The 25,365-nt window shown below is 53.3% G+C and carries 22 protein-coding genes and 1 pseudogene; 11 read left to right on the forward strand and 12 right to left on the reverse strand.

Annotated features, from left to right (window positions below):
- Positions 1-285 precede the first annotated feature (285 nt).
- The gene (locus EO763_RS17940) at positions 286-1,530 is read left to right on the forward strand and encodes a multifunctional CCA addition/repair protein (RefSeq protein ID WP_161529768.1); all 1,245 of its coding nucleotides are present in this window, start codon (positions 286-288) and stop codon (positions 1,528-1,530) included.
- A 71-nt stretch (positions 1,531-1,601) separates the two neighbouring features.
- On the opposite strand, the gene bacA is transcribed toward EO763_RS17940, so the two are convergent.
- Positions 1,602-2,420: an undecaprenyl-diphosphate phosphatase gene (gene bacA / locus EO763_RS17945; protein ID WP_161529769.1), complete on the reverse strand. Its 819-nt coding sequence runs from the start codon at positions 2,418-2,420 to the stop codon at positions 1,602-1,604.
- 271 nt (positions 2,421-2,691) lie between these two features.
- Positions 2,692-3,045 carry a bifunctional dihydroneopterin aldolase/7,8-dihydroneopterin epimerase gene (gene folB, locus EO763_RS17950; RefSeq protein WP_010287496.1) on the reverse strand — a complete coding sequence of 118 codons (354 nt, stop codon included), beginning with the start codon at positions 3,043-3,045 and terminating at the stop codon, positions 2,692-2,694.
- Between the two features lie 128 nt (positions 3,046-3,173).
- Here folB and plsY point away from each other — a divergent pair, with 128 nt between their 5' ends.
- Positions 3,174-3,809, forward strand: coding sequence for a glycerol-3-phosphate 1-O-acyltransferase PlsY (gene plsY / locus EO763_RS17955; protein WP_161529770.1), 636 nt, complete (start codon positions 3,174-3,176; stop codon positions 3,807-3,809).
- Positions 3,810-4,048: 239 nt separating this feature from the next.
- Here the strand turns inward: plsY and EO763_RS17960 are convergent, their stop codons facing one another.
- Complete coding sequence (locus EO763_RS17960) at positions 4,049-5,635, reverse strand: methyl-accepting chemotaxis protein (protein WP_161529771.1); 1,587 nt, start codon at positions 5,633-5,635, stop codon at positions 4,049-4,051.
- Positions 5,636-5,883: 248 nt separating this feature from the next.
- On the opposite strand from EO763_RS17960, the gene ppa reads away from it, so the two are divergent.
- Positions 5,884-6,414: an inorganic diphosphatase gene (ppa, locus tag EO763_RS17965; protein ID WP_010278977.1), complete on the forward strand. Its 531-nt coding sequence runs from the start codon at positions 5,884-5,886 to the stop codon at positions 6,412-6,414.
- A gap of 83 nt (positions 6,415-6,497) precedes the next feature.
- Here the strand turns inward: ppa and EO763_RS17970 are convergent, their stop codons facing one another.
- The 3 genes and pseudogenes from EO763_RS17970 to tamA all read right to left on the reverse strand — a co-directional run bounded on the left by EO763_RS17970 (position 6,498) and on the right by tamA (position 12,608).
- Positions 6,498-6,857, reverse strand: coding sequence for a gamma-glutamylcyclotransferase family protein (locus tag EO763_RS17970; RefSeq protein ID WP_029368857.1), 360 nt, complete (start codon positions 6,855-6,857; stop codon positions 6,498-6,500).
- 2 nt (positions 6,858-6,859) lie between these two features.
- Complete coding sequence (tamB, locus tag EO763_RS17975; protein ID WP_161529772.1) at positions 6,860-10,897, reverse strand: autotransporter assembly complex protein TamB; 4,038 nt, start codon at positions 10,895-10,897, stop codon at positions 6,860-6,862.
- A pseudogene (tamA, locus tag EO763_RS17980) lies at positions 10,894-12,608 on the reverse strand (autotransporter assembly complex protein TamA). Before tamA ends, tamB begins: the two are co-directional and overlap by 4 nt.
- Before the next feature lie 477 nt (positions 12,609-13,085).
- On the opposite strand from tamA, the gene msrA reads away from it, so the two are divergent.
- Both msrA and paeA read left to right on the forward strand, forming a co-directional pair.
- On the forward strand, positions 13,086-13,724 hold the full coding sequence (gene msrA, locus EO763_RS17985; protein WP_161530437.1) for a peptide-methionine (S)-S-oxide reductase MsrA: 639 nt from the start codon (positions 13,086-13,088) through the stop codon (positions 13,722-13,724).
- A gap of 171 nt (positions 13,725-13,895) precedes the next feature.
- The gene (paeA, locus tag EO763_RS17990; protein ID WP_161529773.1) at positions 13,896-15,221 is read left to right on the forward strand and encodes a polyamine export protein PaeA; all 1,326 of its coding nucleotides are present in this window, start codon (positions 13,896-13,898) and stop codon (positions 15,219-15,221) included.
- A gap of 66 nt (positions 15,222-15,287) precedes the next feature.
- Here paeA and EO763_RS17995 read toward each other — a convergent pair whose 3' ends face one another.
- Positions 15,288-15,494, reverse strand: coding sequence for a DUF1107 domain-containing protein (locus tag EO763_RS17995; RefSeq protein ID WP_005974755.1), 207 nt, complete (start codon positions 15,492-15,494; stop codon positions 15,288-15,290).
- Between the two features lie 347 nt (positions 15,495-15,841).
- Between EO763_RS17995 and EO763_RS18000 the strand changes: the two genes are divergently transcribed.
- Entirely contained in the window at positions 15,842-16,417 is a 576-nt protein-coding gene (locus EO763_RS18000; RefSeq protein WP_161529774.1) for a YtfJ family protein, read from the forward strand.
- A gap of 11 nt (positions 16,418-16,428) precedes the next feature.
- Here EO763_RS18000 and cysQ read toward each other — a convergent pair whose 3' ends face one another.
- Positions 16,429-17,169 (reverse strand): 3'(2'),5'-bisphosphate nucleotidase CysQ, encoded by a 741-nt coding sequence (gene cysQ / locus EO763_RS18005; RefSeq protein WP_161529775.1) that lies wholly within the window; start codon positions 17,167-17,169, stop codon positions 16,429-16,431.
- Between the two features lie 212 nt (positions 17,170-17,381).
- Here cysQ and EO763_RS18010 point away from each other — a divergent pair, with 212 nt between their 5' ends.
- Complete coding sequence (locus EO763_RS18010; RefSeq protein WP_161529776.1) at positions 17,382-19,334, forward strand: bifunctional 2',3'-cyclic-nucleotide 2'-phosphodiesterase/3'-nucleotidase; 1,953 nt, start codon at positions 17,382-17,384, stop codon at positions 19,332-19,334.
- A gap of 53 nt (positions 19,335-19,387) precedes the next feature.
- On the opposite strand, the gene EO763_RS18015 is transcribed toward EO763_RS18010, so the two are convergent.
- Positions 19,388-19,810: a DUF2502 domain-containing protein gene (locus tag EO763_RS18015; RefSeq protein ID WP_161529777.1), complete on the reverse strand. Its 423-nt coding sequence runs from the start codon at positions 19,808-19,810 to the stop codon at positions 19,388-19,390.
- Positions 19,811-20,108: 298 nt separating this feature from the next.
- Between EO763_RS18015 and ipdC the strand changes: the two genes are divergently transcribed.
- Complete coding sequence (ipdC, locus tag EO763_RS18020) at positions 20,109-21,776, forward strand: indolepyruvate decarboxylase (RefSeq protein ID WP_161529778.1); 1,668 nt, start codon at positions 20,109-20,111, stop codon at positions 21,774-21,776.
- A gap of 102 nt (positions 21,777-21,878) precedes the next feature.
- A complete protein-coding gene (gene ytfE, locus EO763_RS18025; protein ID WP_010279034.1) occupies positions 21,879-22,544 on the forward strand; it encodes an iron-sulfur cluster repair protein YtfE in 666 nt (221 codons plus the stop codon).
- A 103-nt stretch (positions 22,545-22,647) separates the two neighbouring features.
- On the opposite strand, the gene bamJ is transcribed toward ytfE, so the two are convergent.
- A complete protein-coding gene (gene bamJ / locus EO763_RS18030) occupies positions 22,648-23,268 on the reverse strand; it encodes a BamJ family beta-barrel-assembly machinery protein (RefSeq protein WP_039490894.1) in 621 nt (206 codons plus the stop codon).
- 2 nt (positions 23,269-23,270) lie between these two features.
- Between bamJ and EO763_RS23780 the strand changes: the two genes are divergently transcribed.
- Positions 23,271-23,405 carry a hypothetical protein gene (locus tag EO763_RS23780; RefSeq protein ID WP_280117242.1) on the forward strand — a complete coding sequence of 45 codons (135 nt, stop codon included), beginning with the start codon at positions 23,271-23,273 and terminating at the stop codon, positions 23,403-23,405.
- Positions 23,406-23,678: 273 nt separating this feature from the next.
- Positions 23,679-24,392 (forward strand): LysM-like peptidoglycan-binding domain-containing protein, encoded by a 714-nt coding sequence (locus EO763_RS18035; RefSeq protein ID WP_161529779.1) that lies wholly within the window; start codon positions 23,679-23,681, stop codon positions 24,390-24,392.
- On the opposite strand, the gene EO763_RS18040 is transcribed toward EO763_RS18035, so the two are convergent.
- Both EO763_RS18040 and rplI read right to left on the reverse strand, forming a co-directional pair.
- Positions 24,389-24,751, reverse strand: coding sequence for a DUF488 domain-containing protein (locus tag EO763_RS18040; protein WP_161529780.1), 363 nt, complete (start codon positions 24,749-24,751; stop codon positions 24,389-24,391). The two genes, EO763_RS18035 and EO763_RS18040, sit on opposite strands and share 4 nt — an antisense overlap.
- A gap of 130 nt (positions 24,752-24,881) precedes the next feature.
- Positions 24,882-25,334, reverse strand: a complete 453-nt coding sequence (rplI, locus tag EO763_RS18045; protein ID WP_039486279.1) for a 50S ribosomal protein L9 — start codon at positions 25,332-25,334, stop codon at positions 24,882-24,884.
- Positions 25,335-25,365: the final 31 nt, after the last annotated feature.

Consider the following 25,365-nt stretch of genomic DNA (forward strand, 5'->3'; position numbering starts at 1 on the left):
CGTGCCTGCGAGACGCAGGCATGAGGTTGCTGACAAAGTCCGTAGAGCGGGAGCAACGGATAGACCGTAAAGACGCTGTAAACACATCCCTGTGCGCTCGGCTTGCGCCATCCCTGGCGCAAACGCTTTACTCTTCTATTCCGTTACTCCCGTTTTCGCTCGACAAATAGGTTTGTTAACGGTCCGGCGCCTGCTTCTTGCAGGCATTTTTCTTTGCGGCCAACGCAGCGGCGCAAAGATGGTAGTATGTGGTGAAGTATTGGTTATTGATTCAGGAGCCCGACGTTGAAGATTTACCTTGTCGGCGGCGCTGTTCGGGACAGCCTGCTGGGTTTACCCGTCACCGAGAAAGATTGGGTGGTGGTCGGCGCGACGCCGGAGAACCTGCTCGCGCAGGGCTACCAGCAGGTTGGAAAGGATTTTCCCGTCTTCTTACACCCCGTTAGCCGCGATGAATACGCCCTCGCGCGTACCGAACGCAAATCTGGCAAAGGCTATACCGGGTTTGTCTGCCATGCCGCCCCCGATGTCACGTTAGAGCAGGATTTGCTGCGCCGCGATTTGACCATCAATTCCATTGCCCGCACCGAACGGGGCGATCTGATCGATCCCTATCACGGTCGTCGCGATCTTGAAAATCGCGTACTGCGCCACGTTTCCGACGCATTTAGCGAAGATCCGTTACGGGTGCTGCGCGTCGCGCGTTTTGCCGCGCGTTTTGCCCATCTCGGTTTCCAGATTGCAGAAGAAACCATGGCGCTGATGCAAAAAATGGCGCATGAGGGCGAGCTGGCCTACCTGACACCAGAGCGCGTCTGGAAAGAGACGGAAAAAGCGCTCGGCACGTCGTCACCAGATGTCTATTTTCAGGTACTGCGCGACTGCGGCGCACTGGCCGTACTGTTCCCTGAAATCGATAACCTGTACGGCGTGCCCGCCCCCGCCAAATGGCATCCGGAAATTGATACCGGTATTCATACGATGATGACGGTGGCAATGGCCGCCCGCCTCAGCCCTGAGATTGACGTACGCTTTGCCACGCTGTGCCACGATTTAGGAAAAGGGCTGACGCCCCCCGAACTGTGGCCACGTCATCACGGGCATGGCCCAGCGGGTGTCAAACTGGTTGAAGCACTGTGCCAGCGCCTGCGTGTGCCTAACCCAATTCGCGATCTGGCAAAGCTGGTTGCGGAATATCATGACCTGGTTCATACCGTGCAGGTGCTGCAACCCAAAACCCTGCTGAAGTTATTTGATGCGATTGACGTCTGGCGCAAACCACAGCGTCTGGAACAGTTAGCGCTTACGAGCGAAGCCGATGCCAGAGGCCGTGCCGGTTTTGAAGAGAACCCGTATCCACAAGGTGATTACCTGCGTGAAGCCTTCCGCGTCGCCAGTCAGGTCAGCAGTGCGGCCGTCGTCGCCGATGGGTTTAAAGGCATTGACGTGCGTAACGAACTGGCACGTCGTCGCATTCATGCACTGGCAGACTGGAAAGCACAACAGCCGGATAGCTCGGGTACGTCCTGAAACAAAGAGGCCACGCTAATGCGTGGCCTCTTCTCTCTATAACGGTCTACCTAAAATCGACGTTCTCAGTCTTACATAAACACCATGTAAACCACGCCCGCGACGATAAAACGGTAAATCGCGAACGGGACAAACGAGATGCGTTTGATGACTTTCAGAAAGGTTTTAATCGCAATCAGCGCCACGATAAACGCCGTCACGAAGCCCACGGCAAACATCGGCACATCGGCCAGCGACAGGAAATGCCAGCTTTTATACAGATCCAGAACGGTCGCGCCCATCATCATGGGAACCGCCAGAATAAAAGAGAACTCAGAAGCCGCGTAGCGACTGACGCCCATCAGCATCCCGCCGGAAATGGTCGCTCCCGAACGTGAAAAGCCGGGCCACAGCGCCAGACATTGAAAACAGCCAATCATAAATGCCTGACGATGCGTGATGTCATCCAGCCCGACAGCACGCGGCTGTTTTGGCTTGAACCATTCCGCCGCTAACAGCAGGAAGCCACCGATTACCAGCGCATACATCACGTTCTGTGGATAAAACAGCGACTTAATGAAGTCATGAAAAATAAGCCCGAGCACCACGGCAGGAATCATTGCCAGCAAGATGTGCGTCAGTTTCAGACGTCCAGAGGTTTTCCCCTCGTGCGGGACGTCACCAAAGTGAATCCCTATCAGACCGAAGAGGCGGCGCCAGAACATGACGACAACGGCCAGAATCGAACCAAGCTGGATGATAACTTCAAACGTCTTGGCTTTCTCATCAGCAAACCCTAACCAATGACCAACAATAATCATATGCCCCGTAGACGATACGGGCAAAAACTCGGTCAGCCCTTCGACCACACCAAGAATAAATGCGATTAGCAGCGAATGCAGGTCAGTCATCTAAAAATCCTTGCCTTTAATAAAAACGAAAATGCAGCCCACAAAAAAGCGGCCGCGTACTTCCGCGAACCGCTACACACCCTAAATAATTCGAGTTGCATGCAGGCAGCAAGCGAACGAGTCCCTATGAGCTTACTCAGGTAAGTGATTCGGGTGAGTAACGCAGCCAACGCACATGCAGCTTGAAGTATGACGGGTATAACTGGCTTATAGACTATTTGGGTTACGGTTTAGTTGCACGTAAATCAGTATTTATTCTGTTAAATCAGATTTATCGCGTGCCGCGCTCAATAATGACGCCAACCTGACGCGCCTGCGCGACGGCGCCCGGCTTGCTGAGCTTGATCCGCAGCCAGGGAATCGAGAAGCGCTGCATCAGCATGTGTGCGACTTCTTCAGCAACGCGTTCCACCAGCGCAAAACGCTGGTTTGCCACGTGGGCAATCACCGCCTCGCTGACATCGGCATAGCTCAGGCAGTCATTAACATCGTCACTGGCGGCCGCCTGACGGTTATCCCAGCCCATTTCGATATCGAACACCAGTTTCTGCTGGATGGTCTGTTCCCAATCGTAAACACCAATAGTAGTGATTACAGTAAGTTCTTCAATAAATACGATATCCATCACGCCATTCTCTGTTTTTGTCGCTGTCGGATACCACTTCCGACGGAATGTGCGTATTATCCACAGATGAGAAGAGTAAAACGACCCTTATTAAACGTCTCTCTATACAAACTAAACGGAATAGCGTTATGAGTGTTACCGCGCTTGGTATGATGTTAATCGCGTATCTGTGTGGCTCTATTTCCAGTGCGATTTTGTTTTGCAAAATTGCTGGGCTACCCGACCCGCGTCAGCATGGCTCTGGGAACCCCGGAGCCACTAACGTATTACGTATTGGCGGCAAAGCAGCAGCTGCAACCGTGTTGGTGTTTGATGTCCTGAAAGGTATGCTGCCAGTCTGGGCTGCTTACGCGCTAGGCGTTGCCCCGCTGTATCTCGGGCTAACCGCCATCGCCGCCTGCCTCGGCCATATCTATCCGGTCTTTTTCCACTTTCGCGGCGGAAAAGGTGTGGCAACGGCTTTGGGCGCCATCGCCCCGATCGGCTGGGATCTAACAGGCCTGATGACCGGCACCTGGTTACTGACCGTGCTGCTGAGCGGCTATTCCTCGCTTGGCGCGATTGTCAGTGCGCTCATCGCGCCGTTTTATGTCTGGTGGTTCAAGCCACAGTTTACCTTCCCCGTCGCAATGCTCTCTTGCCTGATCCTCATGCGTCATCATGACAATATCCAACGCCTCTGGCGCGGACAGGAAAGTAAAATCTGGAATAAGCTACGCAAGAAGAAACAGCCAGAAGACGAACAAACCTCCCCCGAAGAGTAAGGCAAAAAATTCCCGTTTTCACGGGAATTTTTTATGAAGTATATCCCTAAATAATTCGAGTTGCAGGCAGGCGGCAACGCAGTGAATCCCCAGGAGCTTACTCAAGTAAGTGACTGGGGTGAGCGAGGACAAATCGGCTTAGTCGATTTGAACGCCGCTTGCGGCGGCCCTTCAGGGCGAGGCTCAGAGAGGAGCCGAGTATTGCCAACGCACATGCAGCTTGAAGTATGACGGCGATATTAGAATCGGCCGATGGCGGCAAACTCCTGCGGCTGCACTTTAAACTGTGACATGCTTTCAGCCAGCAGTCGCGCCTGATCTTCCAGTGAGCGCGTGGCCGCGGCGGATTCTTCTACCAGAGACGCATTTTGCTGTGCGACTTCATCCATCTGCGATACCGCCAGATTTACCTGCCCAATGCCATTACTCTGTTCACGCGTTGCTGTTGAAATCTCACGCATCAGGGACGTCACGCGCGCCACGGCGTCAGAAACGTCATTCATCGTTTCACCCGCCATTTTCGCCATAACGGTGCCTTCACTGACGCGACTTTGAGATTCTTCCATCAGTATTTTGATCTCTTTGGCCGATTGCGCACTGCGCTGTGCCAGGCTGCGGACTTCCCCCGCCACCACGGCAAATCCACGCCCCTGCTCACCCGCACGTGCAGCTTCAACCGCCGCATTCAGCGCCAGAATATTGGTCTGGAACGCAATGCCGTCGATCACCGCCAGAATATCGCCAATGCGTGCTGAGCTGCTGGATATCATCTGCATTTTCTCAATCATGCTCCCCACGGTTTCACTGCCTTTATTGGCAATGTCGGACACATTTTGCGCCAGCGTATGCGCTTGTTCCGCACTCTCCGCGTTCAGCGTCACCGTAGCGGTCAACTGCTCCATACTGGCTGCAGTTTCTTCCAGCGAGGAGGCTGACTCTTCCGTACGCGCGGCTAAATGCGTATTGCCGGAAGACAGCTCGCACGTACCGACGTCAATCTGCATACCCGCATCGCGGACGCGGCCCACGGCGGTTGCCAACGAATGCTGCATGGCCTTCATCGCCTGAATCAGGCGGCCAATTTCATTATTGCCGCCATCGGCGATGCGCTGAGTCAAATCACCACGGGCAATAAACTCCAGTTGACCGACGGTCTCTTCAAGCGGAGACAGAATGGAACGCTTCAACGCAATCCAGGCAGCTAACACCAGCAGCAGCAAGGATATGCAGACAATACCAATGATCGTCAAACGCTCGAACGCAAAGCTTTCAGCTTCTGCGAGCATGCTTTCGCCTACTTCAAGGCCAAAGTCGCGGAATTCGTTCGCCACCTTATCCATCTTAACGCTGAGCGGCGGTAGCACGTCCTGTAACAGCACGTAATAGGCTGCGATATCACCACGTTTCAGCGCATCGACCATCGGCTGAACACCAAGATTCATATATTGTTCGTAACTGGTTTTAACCTCTTCCGCCATTTTGGCGCCACGTTCCGTTACGGTGCCATAAGAAAGAAAACGCGCCATTTCTTTGTGGGAGAGCGCCGTATAAGCCTCTGCTCGTACTACCGACGCATTCGCGAGATCGGTCAGTCCGTTTTCCATCTGACGGGCAGCCAATGCCGATACAGTCCTTGCTCGCAGCGAAGCGGTATAGCTCCCAGACAGTGCGGTGACTTCTTTACCCTGAATCTTGTCAATGGTCGTAAGCGAAGTGATTCCCTGATTGATTGAGGTGATACCAATTGCGCAGACCAACAACAAGAGCAGTACCATCGTTCCCAACAAAGCAATCAAGCTTGTCTTGATGGTGATGTTTCTTAACATTTTTGTTTCCCTGAAATTAAGAATGATAAATAAATTCGTAAAAAAAAAACCAGTAATGTGATCGATATCATATTTTTATCGGTAGGCAGGCTATTTTCTTTAAAGAAACTTTAGTAACGAAAGTATTTTTACTTTAACGACTCACGCTAGCGTATAGCGCCTTGGCTCGCTAAAAATCAGGGACATTAAACGCTTTTTGGCTATAATGACGGCCACGCTATTTCAGGTTTTAAGAGAAGGAAAACGACATGAGTCTGAACAATGTCCCGGCAGGTAAAGATCTGCCGGAAGATATCTATGTAGTGATTGAAATCCCCGCGAATGCCGATCCGATCAAATATGAAATTGATAAAGATACCGGTGCGCTGTTTGTAGACCGTTTCATGTCTACGGCCATGTTCTACCCGTGCAACTACGGCTACATCAACCATACGCTGTCTCTGGATGGTGACCCGGTTGACGTTCTGGTTCCGACCCCGTATCCGTTGCAGCCGGGCTCAGTGATCCGTTGCCGCCCTGTTGGCGTGCTGAAAATGACTGATGAAGCAGGCGAAGATGCCAAACTGGTTGCCGTTCCGCACAGCAAGCTGACCAAAGAATACGATCACATTAAAGACGTTAACGATCTGCCTGAACTGCTGCGTGCACAGATCGGCCACTTCTTTGAACACTACAAAGATCTGGAAAAAGGCAAGTGGGTGAAAGTTGAAGGTTGGGATAACGCTGCTGCGGCAAAAGCCGAGATCGTTGCTTCCTTCGAGCGCGCAAAAAACAAGTAAGCGCCACTCAATGAATGATCAAAAACACCGCCTTGCGCGGTGTTTTTATTTATGGCGACCATGACTTGATTGGCTACTCGGCCTCAAGCCCCTTCTTCATCTTCTTCGCTGCGCTTTAGCCAGTCACCGCTAGCAATACGCGTCAGCCCTACAACAGGGTGTTTGTACAGATAAATCCAGGCACTACCCAGAGGCGTACGAATCAGCTCACGTTGGTATTCGTGGCCGTCTCGCTTTAAGGCATCCAGCTCTGTCAAAATCGACGAACTAATGCGATAGACCTCGCAATGGATTTCTCCATCACCAGGTACGACTGCCGGATAATGGCCGAGATCGTACAGCTCGAAACCCGCAAGCTGACAGTCCCCTAACCATTGCGCATTCGTCATCCAATGACTGTTTCCCTGTTTGCGTCGTAAACTGCCGTAAACAATAATTCGCATCGCTAGAACTCAAACTGATAGAGCACATCTAATGCCTGGCTAATTCCAGACACCGCTTCCAAGTATAGTTTTGGCATCAGGCGATAACGTAGCGTTAACGTTGCCAAAGAATCGAATATGCCAACACCATATTTTACTTGCAGACCCGGAAGGACGTAGCCGCTGACGACAACTTGAGAATTATCGCCAACACCCTGTGTATCCAGAGCTAAATTACTTACGCCAAAGGCCTCGCCGATTTTACCCACAACTTGACCACTTTGTGCAACCCCTAAACCGACTAACATTGAGGTCATTGCCGAGCTATCTGCTCCACCGCTGTCCAAACCCTGTCCACGCAGCAGATAAGAGAGCGCTTCCTGCTGTGACATGGCCGGATCGGAGAAGACTTCCAGCTTCGGTGTCGCGGCCATGCCGGTGACGCGCACGCCGGCAATGACGTCATTCGCCGTGTTGTCTGGGTTACGAATGGCTTCGATATTCAGGATCGGCTGATCCGGTGGGCCGGAGAACAGAATCAGTCCTTTGCGGACGATCAGATCCTGCCCATAGGCTTTAAAGCGACCAGACGGAATGTCGATCTGGCCGTTCAGCCCTAATCCACGCTCGTCCTGAACCATTTTCAGGTCACCCTGTAGGCGAGCAGCCAGCCCGAACGCATCCAGTTGCACATCATTACCGACACGGATCGTCAGGTTGCTGTTAATCGGAATCGCGGCGCTGGCTTTCTTCAGCGGCTGACGCTGTGCATCCAGCATCACTTCATCCGATGATACCGCTACCGCACTTTCCGGCATGTCTTTAACGACAATGCGCGCCCACGGAATACTGACCGACCCGTTTAGCGCAAACAGCTGCGGCGTGGCTTCGAAGACAATATCCGGTGAGACATCCAGCCGCGCCATCGGCGGAACCGTCACCCGCAGCTTCTGGCCTTTCGCTGCGATCCGCGCACGCCAGGCATCAGGCCGCGACCAGTCTGCGTTCCCGCCGAGATTCAACTGCCCGTTATTCGTTTTCAGGAAGCCTTGCAGCGTTGACGACATCCCACTGAAATTCACCGCCAGCCGCCCGTTGGTCAGATCGATCGGCATCCAATTGCCGTCGATATCCAGTTGCTCCAGCGCCATCTGGCCGAAGAGCTGAGGACGCGCAGCATCCCCCGCCAGACGCAGGTTCGCATTCAGTATCCCCGCCGCTTTTTCTCCTTTACTCAACGCAGGGTTGAGCAAGGCCAGCGAAATAGTGTTGATCGTGACGCTGCCGCCGAGATTGCGTCGGCCCTGTGGATCGGTCACCTGAATATCACCGCTGAAGCGTCCGTTCTCTCGAATCGCCATCAGCCAGCCGAGCTGCGCCCGCCCGCGCTCGAGCCCGGCATTCAACGTAAAGGTATCGAAATCAATCGGCAGCGTGTTGCCCTGCATCTGCTGGCGAACGCTGACGCCGTTACCCACCAGCGACACTTTCGCCTGTGGTAAATCTTGCCCTGCCTGCCAGCTGATATCCGCACCACCGGTGAACGTACCGGCTAGCGCCGTATCCGCCGTCAGGAACGGTTTCAGCATGGCGAGATCGAAGCGGTTCAGTCGAATGCTCGCCTGTCCGCTCGGCCCAGCTTCAATTGCTTTTGGTACGCAAAGCTCTGCGTTCGGATTCCGCCAGCAGTGCGTGCCGATGGTGATCTTCTGCTGCACATTCAGATAATCCAACGCCATATCCTGCGTCAGACGCCATTCACCCACTGGCGTGTCGAAGCGGGTATTGTTCAGCGTGCCGCGCCAGCGCTGCTCCTGACGATCGAAACTACCCGAAAGTGCCAGTTGCCCCGCAACCGGTTCGCCCTGCATAGTCAGCCGGAGCTGGTGCTGTTTCTCGTTACCGCTGGCATCCAGTGTCAGCAGCGCAATATTCAGGCCTTCTTGCTTCAGTGCTTCGAGGCGTACTGTCAGCTTGCCCTGAATCTGCTGATCGGAGCGTACATCGCCTTCCACCCTTACACTGCTAATCGTCATCGCCTGCCAGCGCAGGCCAGACGCCGTGATATCCGCCAGCATCTGCGGTTCACGCAGATTGCCACGTAATTTAAGTGTGCCGATGGCACGCCCCGCCAGACCGGGCAACATGCCGTCCAGCGACGGTGCATTGATGTCTGCATCCAACTGCCACTTATCGCTCAGGTCGCCTTTGACGTTCAACTGGTTGCGGCCTAACGCCAGATTCAGTGCTGGAATTGTCCACTGGCCCGCCGCGTTACCGCGCAGTTCACCTCTGGCCGTGAGCTTATTCGCTTTCACGTTGCCGTCCAGACGCAATTCCGGCACCTGTAACTGCCAGCTACCGCCATAGACGCTGCCGCGCGTCGTAATCTTGCCGTCTACTTTCGCGGGCCATTCAGGCCACTGTTTTGCGGTGTTAATCCCGTTCAGCACCAGCTCACTGCGCCAGCTTATGGCTTTGCTCCAGTCGATAAGCGCACTCAGATCGGCATTACCCTGCAACGCCGCCAGCCGCAGGCGGCTCAGCGTAAACTGTTGCTCGTTGCCTTTACCATCGAGCAACAGCGTTGCGGGAGGAATATCCGCGCCGCTCAGGTCGCCGCGCAGCGACAGCGCGTAGTCCGTCGCTTTGCCGTTAAAACGCAACCTGACGTTGTCAGCCTGATATTGCGTCGCGCCCGTCAACGGCCAACGCACGCGTTCGGTTTGCAGCGTCAACGCCAGCGGCAGCCCGGCTTCCGCCAATTGAGTTTGCAGCTCCAATTGCGCACGCTGCGGCCCAGAGAGGTTCAGCGCCACATTCAGCTGTTCGCGCAGGCCGCCATCAACCGTCAGTTTCAGCTTCTCGCCTTTGAGCGGCTCGACATTCAGCACGCCGTTCGCCGCCAGCGAGACGGGCCAGCTATCGCTGAGTGTCGCTTCACCGCGCACATTCAATCCACCCTGTGGCGATTGCACGATCAGCTTGTCCAAACGCAAATGCTGTTGCTGGGTCGATGCCTCTACGAAAAGGTTATTAATCAAAATGTCCTGATCGCCCGTCAGCCGCAGCTGTTCACCGTGAATCTCGACAATATTCAGATCCAGCGGTAGCGTAAACTGCGGTAAATCAGGTAATAGCGGTTTGGAAAACAGCTCGCTCAGGCGTTCACCCAGCGGTTGTTCTGGCTCGGCAGGCTTGTCAGGGGGGCTATCCGTTTTGGATGTCGACGCCGTCGGTATCGGAGCTGTCGCCGTGGCCGCTGCTACCGTATTATTTGCCTCGAGTACTTTATCGATGTGAAGCGTTTGCGATGAACCTTGCTCGGCTGCTTCACGCACGCTCTGCGCCGTTTCTTTGACAACGGACGCCATTTCCGCCGCCGTCACTTTGCCATCTTCCAGCACATCAACGGGGCTCTTCGGCAAGGCCACCAGCAGCGCGCTGATTTTGGTCGGTAGCAGCGTCAACGCACGCTCTTCCCACTGCATTCCCGTGCGGAACTCGCCCAGTGAAATCACCGTATCGTCCACGGTAACCTGAACGTTGCTGAGCGTTAGCTGACGCAATGAAATCGGGAAGGGTGTTGAAATTTCCGTTACTGGCGTTGAAGGCGGCGGTGGCTCTGCCGCCACAGGCAAGGCTTTGGTATCCACAACCACATCGACACGGTTTGCCGACAGGTCATTGATGCACAGCTGACTTTTGCGCAGACAGCCCAGCGCGAGCGACAGATGAAATTCATCGCTCTTTACCGTCACGCCCGGCATTTCGTAGCTGACGTTTTTCAGCGTTAAATCACGCCAGCCGCCGCTCACACTGGCAATGTCCAGCCCCGGCACCACGCGTGCGGCGGTATTCAGCAACAGATGCAGACCCGGCGTGGTCCCCACCAATAATCCTAGCCCAACAACGAGAAACAGTAAGAAAGCAACAAAGCTAATACCGACTCTTTTCCACCCGCGCCCTTTTCGTGAAGGCGTCGTCGGCGCGTTGTCGTGCGCGACGTTTTCTTCCGCCACCGAATCCTGTGCTTTTTTTTCGTTTTTATCATCCATCATAATTCAGGCCCCAGTGCGATATAGAACTGAACATTATTCTTCTTCTCTGCATCGCCGATCGGCATAGCAACATCCAGTTTCACCGGGCCAATCGGTGAGGCCCAGCGTACACCGACGCCCGTACCGGTCTTGACGTTACTCCGTTTGATGTCATTCACTGCTTCACCTGAATCAACAAAAACCGCGCCCCACCATTTTCCCGTCACGTTGTATTGGTATTCGAGCGAGCCAGCCGCCAGCTTGGACGCACCAGTCAGTTTGCCGTCGCTGTCGCGCGGCGAAATAGATTTGTACTTATACCCACGAATGCTGCGATCGCCACCAGCAAAGAAACGCAGTGAGGGGGGACGCGGGAGAAATTATTGGTCTCAATCCAGCCCAGATTGCCACGCGCCACAAAACGGTGTTTATCCGCCAGCGTACGAATCCAGACGTTTTGTGCCTGAACCACGGCAAAGTCGATATCCGATCCCCAGGTGGTGTCGGAAATATCGATAGAATAACGTTGCGTATCGCCCCACACCGGCATCAGCCCGCCGCGTTGGCGGGTTCGGTTAATGCTAACGCCCGGATAGATCAGCATCGTGGTATCCGTCACGCTTGCCTGCGTAAAGTGGTCGAGGCTCCAGCGCAGGTTAATCGCGCGTTGCCAGCCGCTAGAGAGATCCCAGTAGCGCGCCACATTCAGCGTGGTACCATCGGATTTAGTATCGTTGAGATCTTCGCGCTTGAAGCCGCCTTGCAGCAGGTAGTACTGCTCAAGCGGGTTCTTCAACAAGGGGATTTTGTAGCTAAAATCGAGCGATTGCTCCGGCGCAGACACGCTCAGGCTGCTTTCCAGACTGTGTCCCCGAGAGTTTACCCAAGGCTTATTCCAGGTCGTTTTAAAGCGGGGGCCAACATCAGTGGCATAGCCGACCCCGGTTTCAATCCGGTTACGGGTTCGCGGCGTCACCACCGCTTCCAACGGCAGCACCTTGGAGCTTTTCGACCGTTCGAAATCAGGCGACACCACCACAGAGTTAAACCACCCCGTCGCAGAAAGACGGCGATTTAACTCACCGAGATCTTCACTGGTGTAAGCATCACCTTCGTGAAACGGCACCAAATTCTGCAGATAATCATCGCGGATTTGGGCGCCCTGAAAGTGTACGGCACCAAAGCGATAGCGTTCACCGCTATCAAAGTCGATATCCCAAAACGCTTCTCTCTCTTCCCGCATCACGCCGAGCTGGCTTTGCTGGAAGCGCGCATCGAAATAGCCTTTACGTAATGACAAACCGTTCAGCCCGCTTTTAAAGCGATCGAAATCACCGTGGTTCAACACCGAACCGATTTCGGGGCGATCGTCTTTAACCAGCTGTTGGTAGTCTTTATCGTCATGCGCACCACCGTGCAGGGTGATGTTCACCCCAGCAATTTTTACCGGTTCACCAGGAGTGACGGTGGCAATCAATACGGGTCGTCCGCCATTAACGGCAGGCCGGAATTCGAAACCAATCTGTGGATCGTAGTAGCCGAGCGCGCGCAATCCCTGACGGATCGCTTCATCGACGCGTGAGCGGAAACGCCCGTCGGCATTAACCTCATCGACCGCAATGGTAGATAAGCGTGCCCGTACATTCTTTTGTAACTGCCCTTCCAGCCCCATGACTTGCAGACGCACATTCGCCGCCTGGCTCTCTGGGGCCAGCATAAGCAGCGCGCACATCAGGCCAAGAACCCGGTATCGTGGCGCACCGCAGCCAGCAAAGCTATTTTTTTGTCCTGCGATGCCTTTTTGCCCGGTAACGCTTTTTTTTCCAATGAAACTTTTCGCTGAGATAAAAATAGTCACTGAGCTCCCTGATAAATCGGTATGTCGCCTAAAACCTTGTCGTCTAAAACCTATAGCATGGCTTTTATCACTTCGCGCGCCGCATTGACGGCCGTCCGTCGTTGTGCGCTTACCTGACAATCCGCCACGCAGCGCCTAAATTTCCTACCAACTTCGCATGATATTAGTGATAAATACTAACTTTCCATCTTAAGAATAGATTTTCACCTACAAACATCAATATGCGGCATTATAGATAAACATTACCTTAACATTAAACACGATGAAGATATAAAGACAGCCCCATGCTTCTTGGTTATGCTTTCCATGAAAGCGGGTTATTTACCCAGTCTAGCTGGAGTTAACAACGTGATGAGTTCAATTGATAAAACACAGCGGATTACGCAATCCGATGCTCTACCGGGGCGTTCCACCCCCATGCCCGTCTCCAGGCTGCATGTCGTTCATGAACATTCCATGACGCATGTGCCGGATCCGATGTCTGTCGCTATTTTTGCGATGGGCTGTTTCTGGGGAGCGGAGCGTTTGTTCTGGCAACAGCCGGGCGTCTACAGCACCGCAGCAGGTTATATCGGGGGTTACACGCCTAACCCGACCTACCGTGAAGTATGCAGCGGGCAAACCGACCACGCCGAAGCCGTGCGCGTCGTTTTCGATCCTGCGGTGATCAGCTATGAGCAGTTGCTGCGACTGTTCTGGGAAAATCACGACCCCGCGCAGGGTATGCGTCAGGGTGGCGATATCGGCAGCCAATACCGCTCTGCTATCTATACGCTCACGCCCGAGCAGGAACAGGCGGCACAAGAAAGCCTTCAGCGCTTTCAGCAGGCGATGAGGGAGAACGGCGACGGCCGTGCTATCAGCACAGAAATCGAGCCTGCGGGCCCGTTCTATTATGCGGAAGACGACCACCAGCAATACCTGCACAAGAACCCGAACGGCTACTGTGGATTAGGTGGCATCAGCATCTGTCTGCCGCCTCCGCGTTGACTGCTGGCGGTCATTTCACCGCTCCTGCTATAATGCCCCCGAACCGGGCTAATCCTCGCCCGGTTATGACCTTCAATAATGATCATAATGTGTTCACTTTTATGTGCTCACCTTTCTGAGGATCGCTGCGTCAATCTCGGCTCATGCGAAAACTTACCTAAAGTAAAAACTATGTTAAACAGTCTATTACTGATTCTTTGTCTCATTGCCATCAGTGCGTTTTTCTCGATTTCGGAGATCTCACTGGCGGCATCGCGTAAAATTAAACTCAAACTGATGGCCGATGAGGGAAACCTCAACGCCGATCTGGTGCTCAAGTTTCAAGAAACGCCGGGCATTTTCTTTACCGTGATTCAAATTGGCGTCAACGCCGTCGCGATTCTGGCCGGTATCATCGGCGATGCGGCATTTTCTCCGACCTTCTCCATGCTATTTGAACGCTTCATGTCACCCGAAGCCGCAGATAAAGTCAGTTTCATCTGCTCATTCGTACTCGTCACCAGTCTGTTTATCCTGTTTGGCGATCTCACCCCGAAACGCATTGGTATGATTGCGCCGGAAACCGTCGCGGTCCGCATAATCAACCCCATGCGCTTCTGCCTGTTCCTCTTCCGTCCGCTGGTTTGGGTATTTAACGGCCTGGCTAACGTCATTTTCCGCCTGCTCAAGCTACCGATGGTGCGTAAAGATGACATCACGTCCGATGATATTTACGCCGTGGTGGAAGCGGGTGCGCTGGCTGGTGTACTGCGTAAACAGGAACATGAGCTGATCGAAAACGTGTTTGAGCTGGAATCCCGTACCGTGCCGTCTTCGATGACCTCACGCGAAAGCGTGGTCTATTTCGATCTGCGCGAGCAGGAAGACAGCATTAAGGAAAAGATCGCCCAGCAGCCGCATTCCAAGTTTCTGGTTTGCGATGGCACGATTGATCAGATCGTCGGCTACGTGGATTCCAAAGACCTGCTGATTCGGGTGCTAGGAAACCAAAGCCTGACGCTGAGTAGCGGCGTGCAGATTCGTCCTGCGCTGATCGTACCGGATACGCTGACATTGTCCGAAGCGTTAGAAAGCTTTAAAACCGCGGGCGAAGATTTCGCCGTTATTCTGAATGAATACGCGCTGATCGTCGGCATCATCACCCTTAATGACGTGATGACGACGCTGATGGGCGATCTCGTCGGTCAGGGAATGGAAGAGCAGATTGTCGCACGCGATGAGAACTCCTGGCTGGTTGAAGGCGGTACGCCAATAGAAGACGTGATGCGCGCGCTGAATATTGATGATTTCCCGCATTCCGGCAACTACGAAACCATCGGCGGCTTCATGATGTATACGCTGCGGAAAATCCCGAAACGTACCGATGCGGTGCGCTTCTCAGGCTATAAATTTGAAGTGGTGGATATCGATAGCTACAAGATCGATCAGCTGCTGGTGACACGTCTGGAAGACCGCCCGATTGTCTCATCAAGCGTGAAGATTGATAGCGACGATTAACCGCCAGAAGGCATGCATACTTCATAAAAAACCAGAACGGCCCGCTACGGGCCGTTTCTTTATCACTCATCCCATCTCGGCCTGAAGCCGGATGACCTGGCGATTCACTTCGGACATCACCAGAAGATGCTGCTTATCCTGTTTCTTTGGCAATAGAATTTTGCCGTAGTCGAACTCAAAAGCACCAACCCCTTTTATGTACAGCCGCCCACGAAACAGGGTTTTCACATACTTGGCGACTTTCAAAGGATTGTAACGTTCGAAGATCCTCATCGTTTTACTCTCCCGTTTTATTTTCTACGCTCTCCCTTTCGCCAACATGGCTGAGGTTCTGGAGCGCTAATGAGATAACGGATACTGCTAGTTAGTACTGTAAAACAGCATTTAGTTCCCCACTACTCAGTATTCTTAACTGCTTTTACAGATTTTTACAGAGTAGTGTTTAAGAAAACCCTTAGTCATTAGTATAAACCTTCAAAAATAAGGGTTTTGTGCAATCGGGCACAAAGCGTTTTATCGCAGAGCAGGACAGACCAGTTTCCTGAATCTACGCTTATTCCATAGCCTGATATTTTCCATCTCTGACATCGCATCGGGCCACCCACATTGAAGGACATACCATGATAAAAATACGCCACCTGCTCCTCGTGCTCGCTCTCACTCCCTTAGGGCTTTTCTCGCTCCCGGCTTCAGCTCATACGCTGGTGCTCAACCAATTGGTTCCACCGGTTGGCGTCGCGGATAGGGGAGAACTTCAGTACCTTAATAATCAGTTTAGTTATAAAAACTGGAACAGTGCGCAACTGCCCGGAAAAGTGCGGGTGATACAACATATCGCTGGCCGCACCTCAGCCAAAGAGATGAACGATCCGCTCATCTCCGCCCTGAAGGCCGCTAACCTACCGCATGATTATTACCAAACGACGACAATCGTGAATACCGACGATGCCATCATCGGCACCAGCATGTTTGTGCGCAGTAGCCTTGAAGACAACAAGAAAGCCTTTCCGTGGTCGCAGTTTATTGTTGATAGCAACGGCAACGTGCGGAAAACCTGGCAGCTCCAACCACAGAGCTCAGCTATCGCGGTGCTGGATAAACAGGGAAAAATCCGTTTCGTGAAGGATGGCGCGTTGAGCGGACAGGAAGTGCAGCAGGTAATGTCCCTGCTGCGCCAGTTGCTGGAAGAGAAATAACGCTAAAGCAGCTAAAACAGGGAGACGCGAAAACCGGGGTTGAGGAAAGATTCACGCGGCGTGTAAGACAAAGTCTGCCCCTGCCAATCGTGAATCTGTGCCCCGGCCGCCACCGCCACCGCATGGCCCGCCGCCGTATCCCAAATGTTCGTCGGCCCGAAGCGTGGGTAAAGCTGCGCTTCACCTTCCGCCACCAGACAAAATTTTAGCGATGACCCAATCGCCACCGTCTGGTGTTCACCCAATTGATTAAGATAGTCCTTTAATTCGCGATCGGCATGAGAGCGGCTGACCACCACCAGAGGAGGCCGGGCTTGCTTCACCGTAATTTGCCGACGCTGGCCGTTCTCTTCTTTCCAAGCTTTACCTTCCGCCGCAGAGTACATCACGCCCGTAACCGGCACGTAAACCACGCCGAGTACGGCCTGACCGTTCTCGATCAGCGCAATATTCACCGTAAACTCGCCATTACGGCTGAGGAACTCTTTGGTGCCATCCAGCGGATCGACCAGCCAATAGCGCAGCCAGTGCCGACGGATTTCCCATTCAGGCGGATCTTCTTCTGACAGCAAAGGAATATCAGGATACGCCGCAGCCAAGCCATCCTTAATGACCCGATGCGCCGCAAGATCGGCGGCGGTTACTGGCGAATCATCTTTCTTGTGCGCGACATCTACGGGATGCTGCCCGTCATAAACCTGCATAATGGCAGCACCAGCATCACGGGCCAGTTGGCAAATAGGTTCTAGCATGATCTACCTCGTCGTTATCGGTTACGCGACGATAGCGTAACGCAGACTTCATCTCTGTCATTCATTATACATCTGTGAGGCAATCTACGATTATTACCATTATTGATGTCATCCTCAGCATTTAGAGACGATAATCACTTTAACTTCATCATGATATGAAAGACACCCCGATCGTCTCACGCGTCGACAATCACCGCACAAGGAGTTACGCAATGAAGCATTCACTGGCACTCAGCCTGCTTGCTACGCTGGTCGCCACGACCGTTCATGCCGCCACCGTTGATTTACGGGTATTGGAAACCACCGATCTGCACAGCAATATGATGGACTTCGACTATTACAAGGATACGCCAACCGATAAATTTGGTCTGGTACGTACCGCCAGCCTGATTCACGCCGCGCGCGAACAAGCCACCAACAGCGTGCTGGTGGATAACGGCGATTTGATCCAAGGCAGCCCGTTAGGGGATTACATGGCGGCGAAGGGGCTGAAGGCGGGCGATGTACATCCGGTTTATCAGGCGATGAACACGCTGGATTATTCCGTTGGCAATATCGGTAACCACGAATTCAACTATGGCTTGGACTATCTGCACAAGGCGCTGTCCGGCGCGAAATTCCCTTATGTGAACGCCAACGTGCTGGATGCGAAAACGGGTAAACCACTGTTTACGCCTTATCACATTGAAAACAAGTCGGTCACCGACCGCGATGGCAAACAGCATACCCTGCGCATCGGCTATATTGGCTTCGTTCCGCCGCAGGTCATGGTGTGGGATAAAGCTAATCTGACCGGAAAAGTCACCGTAGAAGATATCACGGAGAGTGCCAAAAAGTGGGTACCGGAAATGCGCAAGCAAGGTGCCGATCTGGTGATTGTGATCCCTCACTCCGGCCTTTCTGCCGAACCGTACAAAGCGATGGCGGAGAACTCTGTTTACTACCTCAGCCAAATCCCCGGCGTTGACGCGATCATGTTCGGTCATGCTCATGCGGTTTTCCCCAGCAATGACTTTGCGAACATCAAGGGCGCTGACATCAAACAGGGAACGCTCAACGGCGTGCCTGCGGTGATGCCGGGGCAATGGGGTGACCACCTCGGTGTCGTCGATTTCACATTGAATAACGACAGCGGCACATGGAAGGTGGAACAGGCGAAAGCGGAAGCCAGACCGATCTATGACAAAGCGCAGAAGAAATCACTGGCGGCGGAAGACGACAAACTGGTGAAAGTGCTGTCCGATGCCCACCAGAATACGCGTGAGTTTGTCAGCAAACCGATCGGTAAATCCGCAGACAACATGTATAGCTACCTGTCGCTGATTCAGGACGATCCGACCGTGCAGATCGTCAACAATGCTCAGCGCGCCTATGTAGAGCATTTTATTCAAGGCGATCCCGATCTGGCCGATCTGCCGGTGCTTTCCGCCGCTGCACCGTTTAAAGCCGGTGGACGTAAAAATGATCCGGCCAGCTATGTCGAAGTAGAAAAAGGCCAGCTCACCTTCCGTAACGCTGCCGATCTGTATCTCTACCCGAATACGCTGGTGGTAGTGAAAGTCAACGGACAGCAGGTGCAGGAGTGGCTGGAGTGCGCTGCGGGTCAGTTCAAACAAATCGATCCAAGCAAGCGTGAGCCACAATCCCTGCTCAACTGGGACGGCTTCCGCACCTATAACTTCGACGTGATCGACGGCGTCAATTATCAGATTGATGTGACGCAACCTGCCCGCTATGACAGCGAATGTGCGTTAATCAACGATAAATCACACCGTATCAAAGGGCTGACGTTTAACGGCAAACCGATCGATCCCAAAGCGACTTTCCTGATCGCCACTAATAACTATCGCGCCTACGGCGAGAAATTTGCCGGTACGGGTGAGAAGTATGTGGCCTTCGCCTCGCCGGATGAAAACCGCTCCGTTCTGGCGGCCTACATCAGCGCGGAAACGCAAAAGTCGGGAGAAGTGAAGCCGCAGGCGGATAACAACTGGCGTCTGGCCCCTATCGTCAGCGATACGCCGCTGGATATCCGCTTTGAAACATCACCATCAGAGAAAGCCACAGCATTTATCAAAGAGAAAGCGCAGTACCCGATGACGTCCGTCGGTAATGATGAAACAGGCTTTGCGGTTTATCGCCTTGACCTGCAACACACGAAATAAGGGCTGACTGCCTTGTGATCCACAGGCTCCTGCTTCGGCAGGAGCCTGAACGGCTAGTCGCGAAACGATCCTCGCCCATTGCGATAGTAACCATTTCCCCGATCGTGCCCGCGCCTGTCCCACTCGCCGCGACGCGGCCCACGCTCGTCAATGTAGCGTGGCGGATCAAAACGACGGTTGTCATAATCACGTCTATCGCGCTGACTCTCACGCCACCAGCGGGCATCGCGCCAGCGCCAGCCATCCCAATAGTAGCCGTGCCGATTACGTTCACCACGATGGTAACCCCGATGCTCCTGCCACCAGCGCTCGCTGCGCCAGTCATAGCCATCCCAGTAATTACCTCGTCTGTCACGCTCGCCGATATTCAACGTGACGCCGGGCATCAGCTCGATGCTGGCACCTTTAGCCGCTGGTGCTGGCATAACCGCAAACATTCCCACAAACAGGGCACTAATGACGAGTGGCTTAAACATAGGGGAACTCCTTGCTCACCGCGACTGCGGCCTGACAGAGATATACGGGGAATTCCTCTGCATCACTATCAGATAAATGCGCATTTTCCTGATTTTACCGTTCTTAACGTTTCGTTAACGCCAATGCACGCTATTCATCAGCACCCTATTAATTCATTAATTAATTTAATGACAAAAACCTCTAAACAACGAAAAAATGCAGGTTAAAGGCCTATCCATAAAGAATAAATATTAGAAATATTCACCTTATCGATAATACTTACCCTCAGAACATCCATCATTCATAGAGGGAATAGCAATGAGCAAAAACTATACGGTGGGCGATTACTTACTGGATCGTCTGGCACAGGTTGGTATTCAGCATCTCTTCGGCGTGCCGGGCGATTACAACCTGCATTTTCTCGATCATGTCATCAGTCACCCAGAGATCGCCTGGGTGGGTTGTGCAAACGAGTTAAACGCCGCTTACGCCGCCGATGGTTATGCGCGATGCCGGCCAGCAGCGGCCCTACTCACCACCTTCGGTGTCGGAGAACTCAGCGCGATTAACGGAATTGCAGGCAGCTACGCGGAATGCCTGCCCGTCATTCACATTGCCTCTACGCCCAGTCTCGCGTCACAACACAACGGTGAATTACTCCATCACACATTAGGCGACGGCGACTTTAGCCACTTTTCCCGCATGGCAGCGGAAGTTACCGTTGCGCAAGCCAGCCTCACCGTCGAGAACGCCACCACAGAGATCGACAGGGTTATTGGAGAAGCGCTTGCTCAGCACAAGCCGGTATACCTGTTTCTGCCATTGGACGTAGCGGCGGCACCTGCGGATACACGACCGTATCCACTCGTTATCCCTGAACCACTACACTCTGATGAATCGCTGCAAGCTTTTACCGCAGCGGCTACCACGATGCTCAGCGAGGCAAGATCAGTCTCCTTGCTGGCTGACTTTCTGGCTCAGCGTGCTGGCGTTGCAGGGCAAATCCAACGCTGGCTTGATAAAACCCCGCTCCCCCACGCCACCTTGCTGATGGGGAAAGGCACGCTAAACGAACAGCACCGCAGTTTTACCGGCACCTACTCGGGTGGCGGCAGTCACGAAGCGATCCGGGCACACATCGAAGACGCGGATGTCATCATCAGCATTGGCGTGCGTTATACCGATACGATTACCGCTGGCTTCAGCCACCAGATTTCCAGCGAAAAAAACATCGATATCCAGCCAACGCTGGCGCGCGTTGGAGGTCAGGTTTTCCCTGCTGTTCCGATGTCAGCCGCCATCACCGCGTTGGAAAACATCACCGCGATGCTCTCACCCCGTTGGGATCACCGTACCATTACGCCTCCGGCCTTACCGCAGTCAGAGCACACAGACACACTCAATCAACGGGAGTTTTGGCAACAGATGCAGCGTTTCCTTCGCTCTGGCGATATTCTCGTGACCGACCAAGGCACCTCCTGTTTTGGGGCCGCCACGCTCCAGTTACCAGCGGGCTGCCATTTCATCGTCCAAGCGCTGTGGGCTTCAATAGGCTATTCTCTGCCCGCCGCATTCGGCGCACAGATTGCCGAACCGGAACGACGCGTGGTGCTGTTGATCGGAGACGGCTCACTTCAGCTCACCGTACAGGAACTGGGCTCGATCATTCGGGATCGCCTGAACATGGTCATTGTGGTGATGAATAACGAAGGCTACACCGTTGAACGCGCGATTCACGGCCCCGAACAGCGCTACAACGACATTGCCGCTTGGAACTGGACACAGCTTCCTGCCGCGCTAGGGGCAAATGAAGACGAGATACTCTGCGAACAGGTATGTTCGCCGGCCGCACTCGCGCAGGTGCTTGAGCAGGTGAATGCCGCATCTCGCTTCTCACTCATTGAGGTGGTATTGCCGAGAATGGATATTCCCGCGCTCTTACATACCATCACGCAATCGCTTGAGACCCGCAATACCGTGCAGTAGCACGGTATGCTTTTTACCGCCTACCTCGTAAGCGGTATATTCAACGCCTAAAGATGCATTTAAAATGCAATTTATAAACTGCATTCGTTGAGAGGCAACATCATGGCATACCGCGATCAATCCCTGGGTGAGTTGGCTATCGCTATTCCGCGCGCGACCAAACTCTTTCGTGAACTCAATCTGGATTTCTGCTGCGGCGGAAAGCAAACGCTCAGCCGCGCGGCTGGCAAAAAAGATCTCAATATCGACGAGCTGGAAGCACAGCTAGAAAAACTGGCCGCGCAGCCTTCTGACGCGCGGGACTGGCGTGAAGCACCGCTGGCTGACATTATTGCGTACATCATCCCTCGCTTTCACGATCGCCACCGTGAACAACTGCCAGAGCTGATTCTGATGGCAGAAAAAGTCGAGCGCGTGCATCACGATAAAGCCGATTGCCCGCACGGCCTCGCAAACCAGCTGACCGCCATCTATAACGAGCTGTCTCAGCATATGATGAAAGAAGAACGCATCCTCTTCCCAATGATTAGTCAAGGAATGGGCGCGAATGCTGCCGCACCAATTTCCGTGATGGAGCATGAGCACGATGACGCCGGGCGTGATGTGGAAGTGGTCAAAGAGCTGACCAACGGTGTCGTACCACCGGAAGGTGCCTGCAACACCTGGCGTGCGCTGTACTCTGGTATCAACGAGTTCATTACCGACCTGATGGAACACATCCATCTGGAAAACAATTTGCTGTTCCCACGCGCGCTGCGCGGTGAGTAATGTCGTTTCAATAAAAAAGAAAGTCAGTAAAAACGATTCCGTAAAAACCATTCCGTAAAAATAACAAAGGCGCTCACTGAGCGCCTTTCTTGTTGTCTGGAGATTACAGAATTTCCAGCAATTCCACTTCAAAAATCAGCGCGCTGAATGGCGGAATGGAAGCCCCTGCGCCACGTTCGCCATACGCCAGATTATGCGGAATATAGAGTTCCCACTTGGAACCGACTGGCATCAGCGTCAACGCTTCAATCCAGCCAGGAATCACGCCGCTTACAGGGAATTCAGCGGGTTGGCCACGCTGAACGGAGCTGTCGAACACGGTGCCGTCAGTCAGGCGACCGGTGTAATGTACACGTACGCGATCCTGACGAGCAGGAATCGAACCTTCACCCTGAGTCAACACTCGGAATTGCAGACCAGATTCCGTGCTGTTCACGCCTTCTTTTTGCGCGTTTTCGGCTAGGAACTGCTGACCTTCTACCGCCAGCACCTGTTGGCGATCGCGACGTACCGCATCAGCACGTTCATGAACTTCACGCAGCGCACGATGAACCACATCCACAGGCACCGCTGGCGCATTACCTTCCAGCGCATCGCGTAGACCAGCAAGCAGGGCTTCTGGGATCAGGCCTTCAAGACCTGATTCCTGTAACTGTTGACCAACCTGTAAGCCGATGCCGTAACTTGCCTGCGCTTCGACGCTATCAAAAGAAGGAGTTGTCATGGATGTTCCTTTTAATCTGTAAAAAACTGAAAGCGCAGCATAACAGCGACGGGGATTGGGGTAAAATCCTGTGTGCAGGTAATCACGTTAACCGCACGCCAGCCACGCCATTCCGGGAAGCTGGCCTATACTGGTAGTTCTGATGTTTCTGTCGCACCGGTTACCTTAATCATCAACGCGTTAACTGGTCAGTTCATACGGATTATCGGTATACTGGATTGCGTTATTATCCTGATACTGTTTTTATGCCGACGCAGCCTGGCTAGTGATGTAGCTTAGTTACTGGCAAGTTTGTTTGGTTGCCAATATAGCGTTGTTAATGACATCATTTTTATATGATGCCGTTTTTATACTGACTGTTTTTTATACTGACTGTTTTTTTATACTGAATTGTAGTAAGAGAGGTCACCATGGGCAGAATTGCGCCCAGGAAGCGGAAAAACACCTGGGATTATCAAACGCTAGTACGCTTCTGCCAGCGAATCATCCAGCGGCAGCCCTCACATGCTGTAGCCGTAAAAAACGACGGGGAGCGCGAAGAGCAGGAACAGTTGCCCTCTCTTTCCCTGCGCGAGCGTCTTGGTGCCATGCTACAGAAAGTCTGGCATCTGCCCGACGGCTATCACTGGATGGAACCGTTGCCGTTCCTCCATCGTCGCTGGATTTTAATCGCTATCGCACTGCTGCTCGTCGTGTTGCTCTGGCCTTACAGCGCTCAACATTCGCAGCCTGCCCGCACCACGCCCGTACCTCTTACTCAAGCGGATAATCAGGCTGCGATGCAGGCCGTGATTATTGAAAGCCAGCCTTTAACACCCCAGCAGCAGCCTGCGACTACCGAGCCTCCAACGTCGTCAGCAGCACCGTGGCGACAGTATGAGATCGCCTCGGGCCAAACGCTGGCCCAGCTCTTTCGCGATAACAATCTGCCAGTCAGCGATGTGTTCGCGATGGCTCAGGTGGAAGGCAGGGATAAACCGCTCAGCAATTTACGGGCAGGTCAGGCAGTCAAATTACAGTTGAATGCACAAGGCATGGTCGCAGAGCTGGAGATCGAAACCACGGCGAACCAGACGATCCGATTCACCCGCGGTGCGGACGGAGCCTTTACTCGTACTCGCTAACGAGCCAGCCGTTCCAATAGAAAATCGCGCAGGACGATAGCATGGTTGTGCTGCGCATCTTTACTGCCATAAAGCAGCGTGATCGCCTGCTTCTTCTCAAGTAACGTCAATAGCCTGCCGCCCGCCGTGCCCTGTTCTAACTCATTACGGTAGTAATCCACAAATTCCGCCCAGCGTTCAGGCTCGGCGTGAAACCATTTCCGCAACTCGCTGCTCGGCGCGATGTCTTTAAACCACTCAACGCCCTCCAGACGCGCTTTGCTGATACCGCGCGGCCACAGACGATCAATCAGAAAAGTGGGGGAAGAGAAAGGCGCGTGCGCGTCATAAACGCGGGTGAGATGAATCAAGTCAGACATGCGGCCTCCGGCCTCATTTTTTAGGTATAGGCAATGATAGATCATTTCCCGATCCCTAAAATGCAAAACGCTGGCACAAGGCCAGCGTTTCACATGTTAACTAAAGTGTTAATTCAACGATAAACGTGAATTACGCTCCAGCAACAACAACGACATTCAGTTCAGCAAAGACATCGCTGTGTACCTGGAAGCTCACTTCGTGCTCACCCACAGTACGCAGAACGCCGTTCGGCAGGCGAACTTCGCTCTTAGCAATATCAACACCGGCAGCCGTTACCGCATCAGCGATATCGCGAGTACCGATGGAACCGAACAGTTTACCTTCGTCGCCTGCTTTAGACGCGATGGTAACGCTACCCAGTTCTTTGATCTTAGCAGCGCGAGCTTCAGCAGCAGCCAGAACGTCAGCCAGTTTGGCTTCCAGTTCAGCACGGCGTGCTTCGAAGAACTCAACGTTTTTCTTGGTTGCCGGGACAGCTTTGCCCTGTGGAACCAGGAAGTTACGAGCGTAGCCCGCTTTAACGTTTACCTGATCACCCAGGCTGCCCAGGTTTGCTACTTTATCAAGCAGAATAACTTGCATTACTTTATCCTCTCAAAGTCTCGTTAATGGA

It is taken from the genome of Pectobacterium odoriferum (assembly GCF_009931295.1).
In the GTDB taxonomy this organism is placed as follows: domain Bacteria; phylum Pseudomonadota; class Gammaproteobacteria; order Enterobacterales; family Enterobacteriaceae; genus Pectobacterium; species Pectobacterium odoriferum.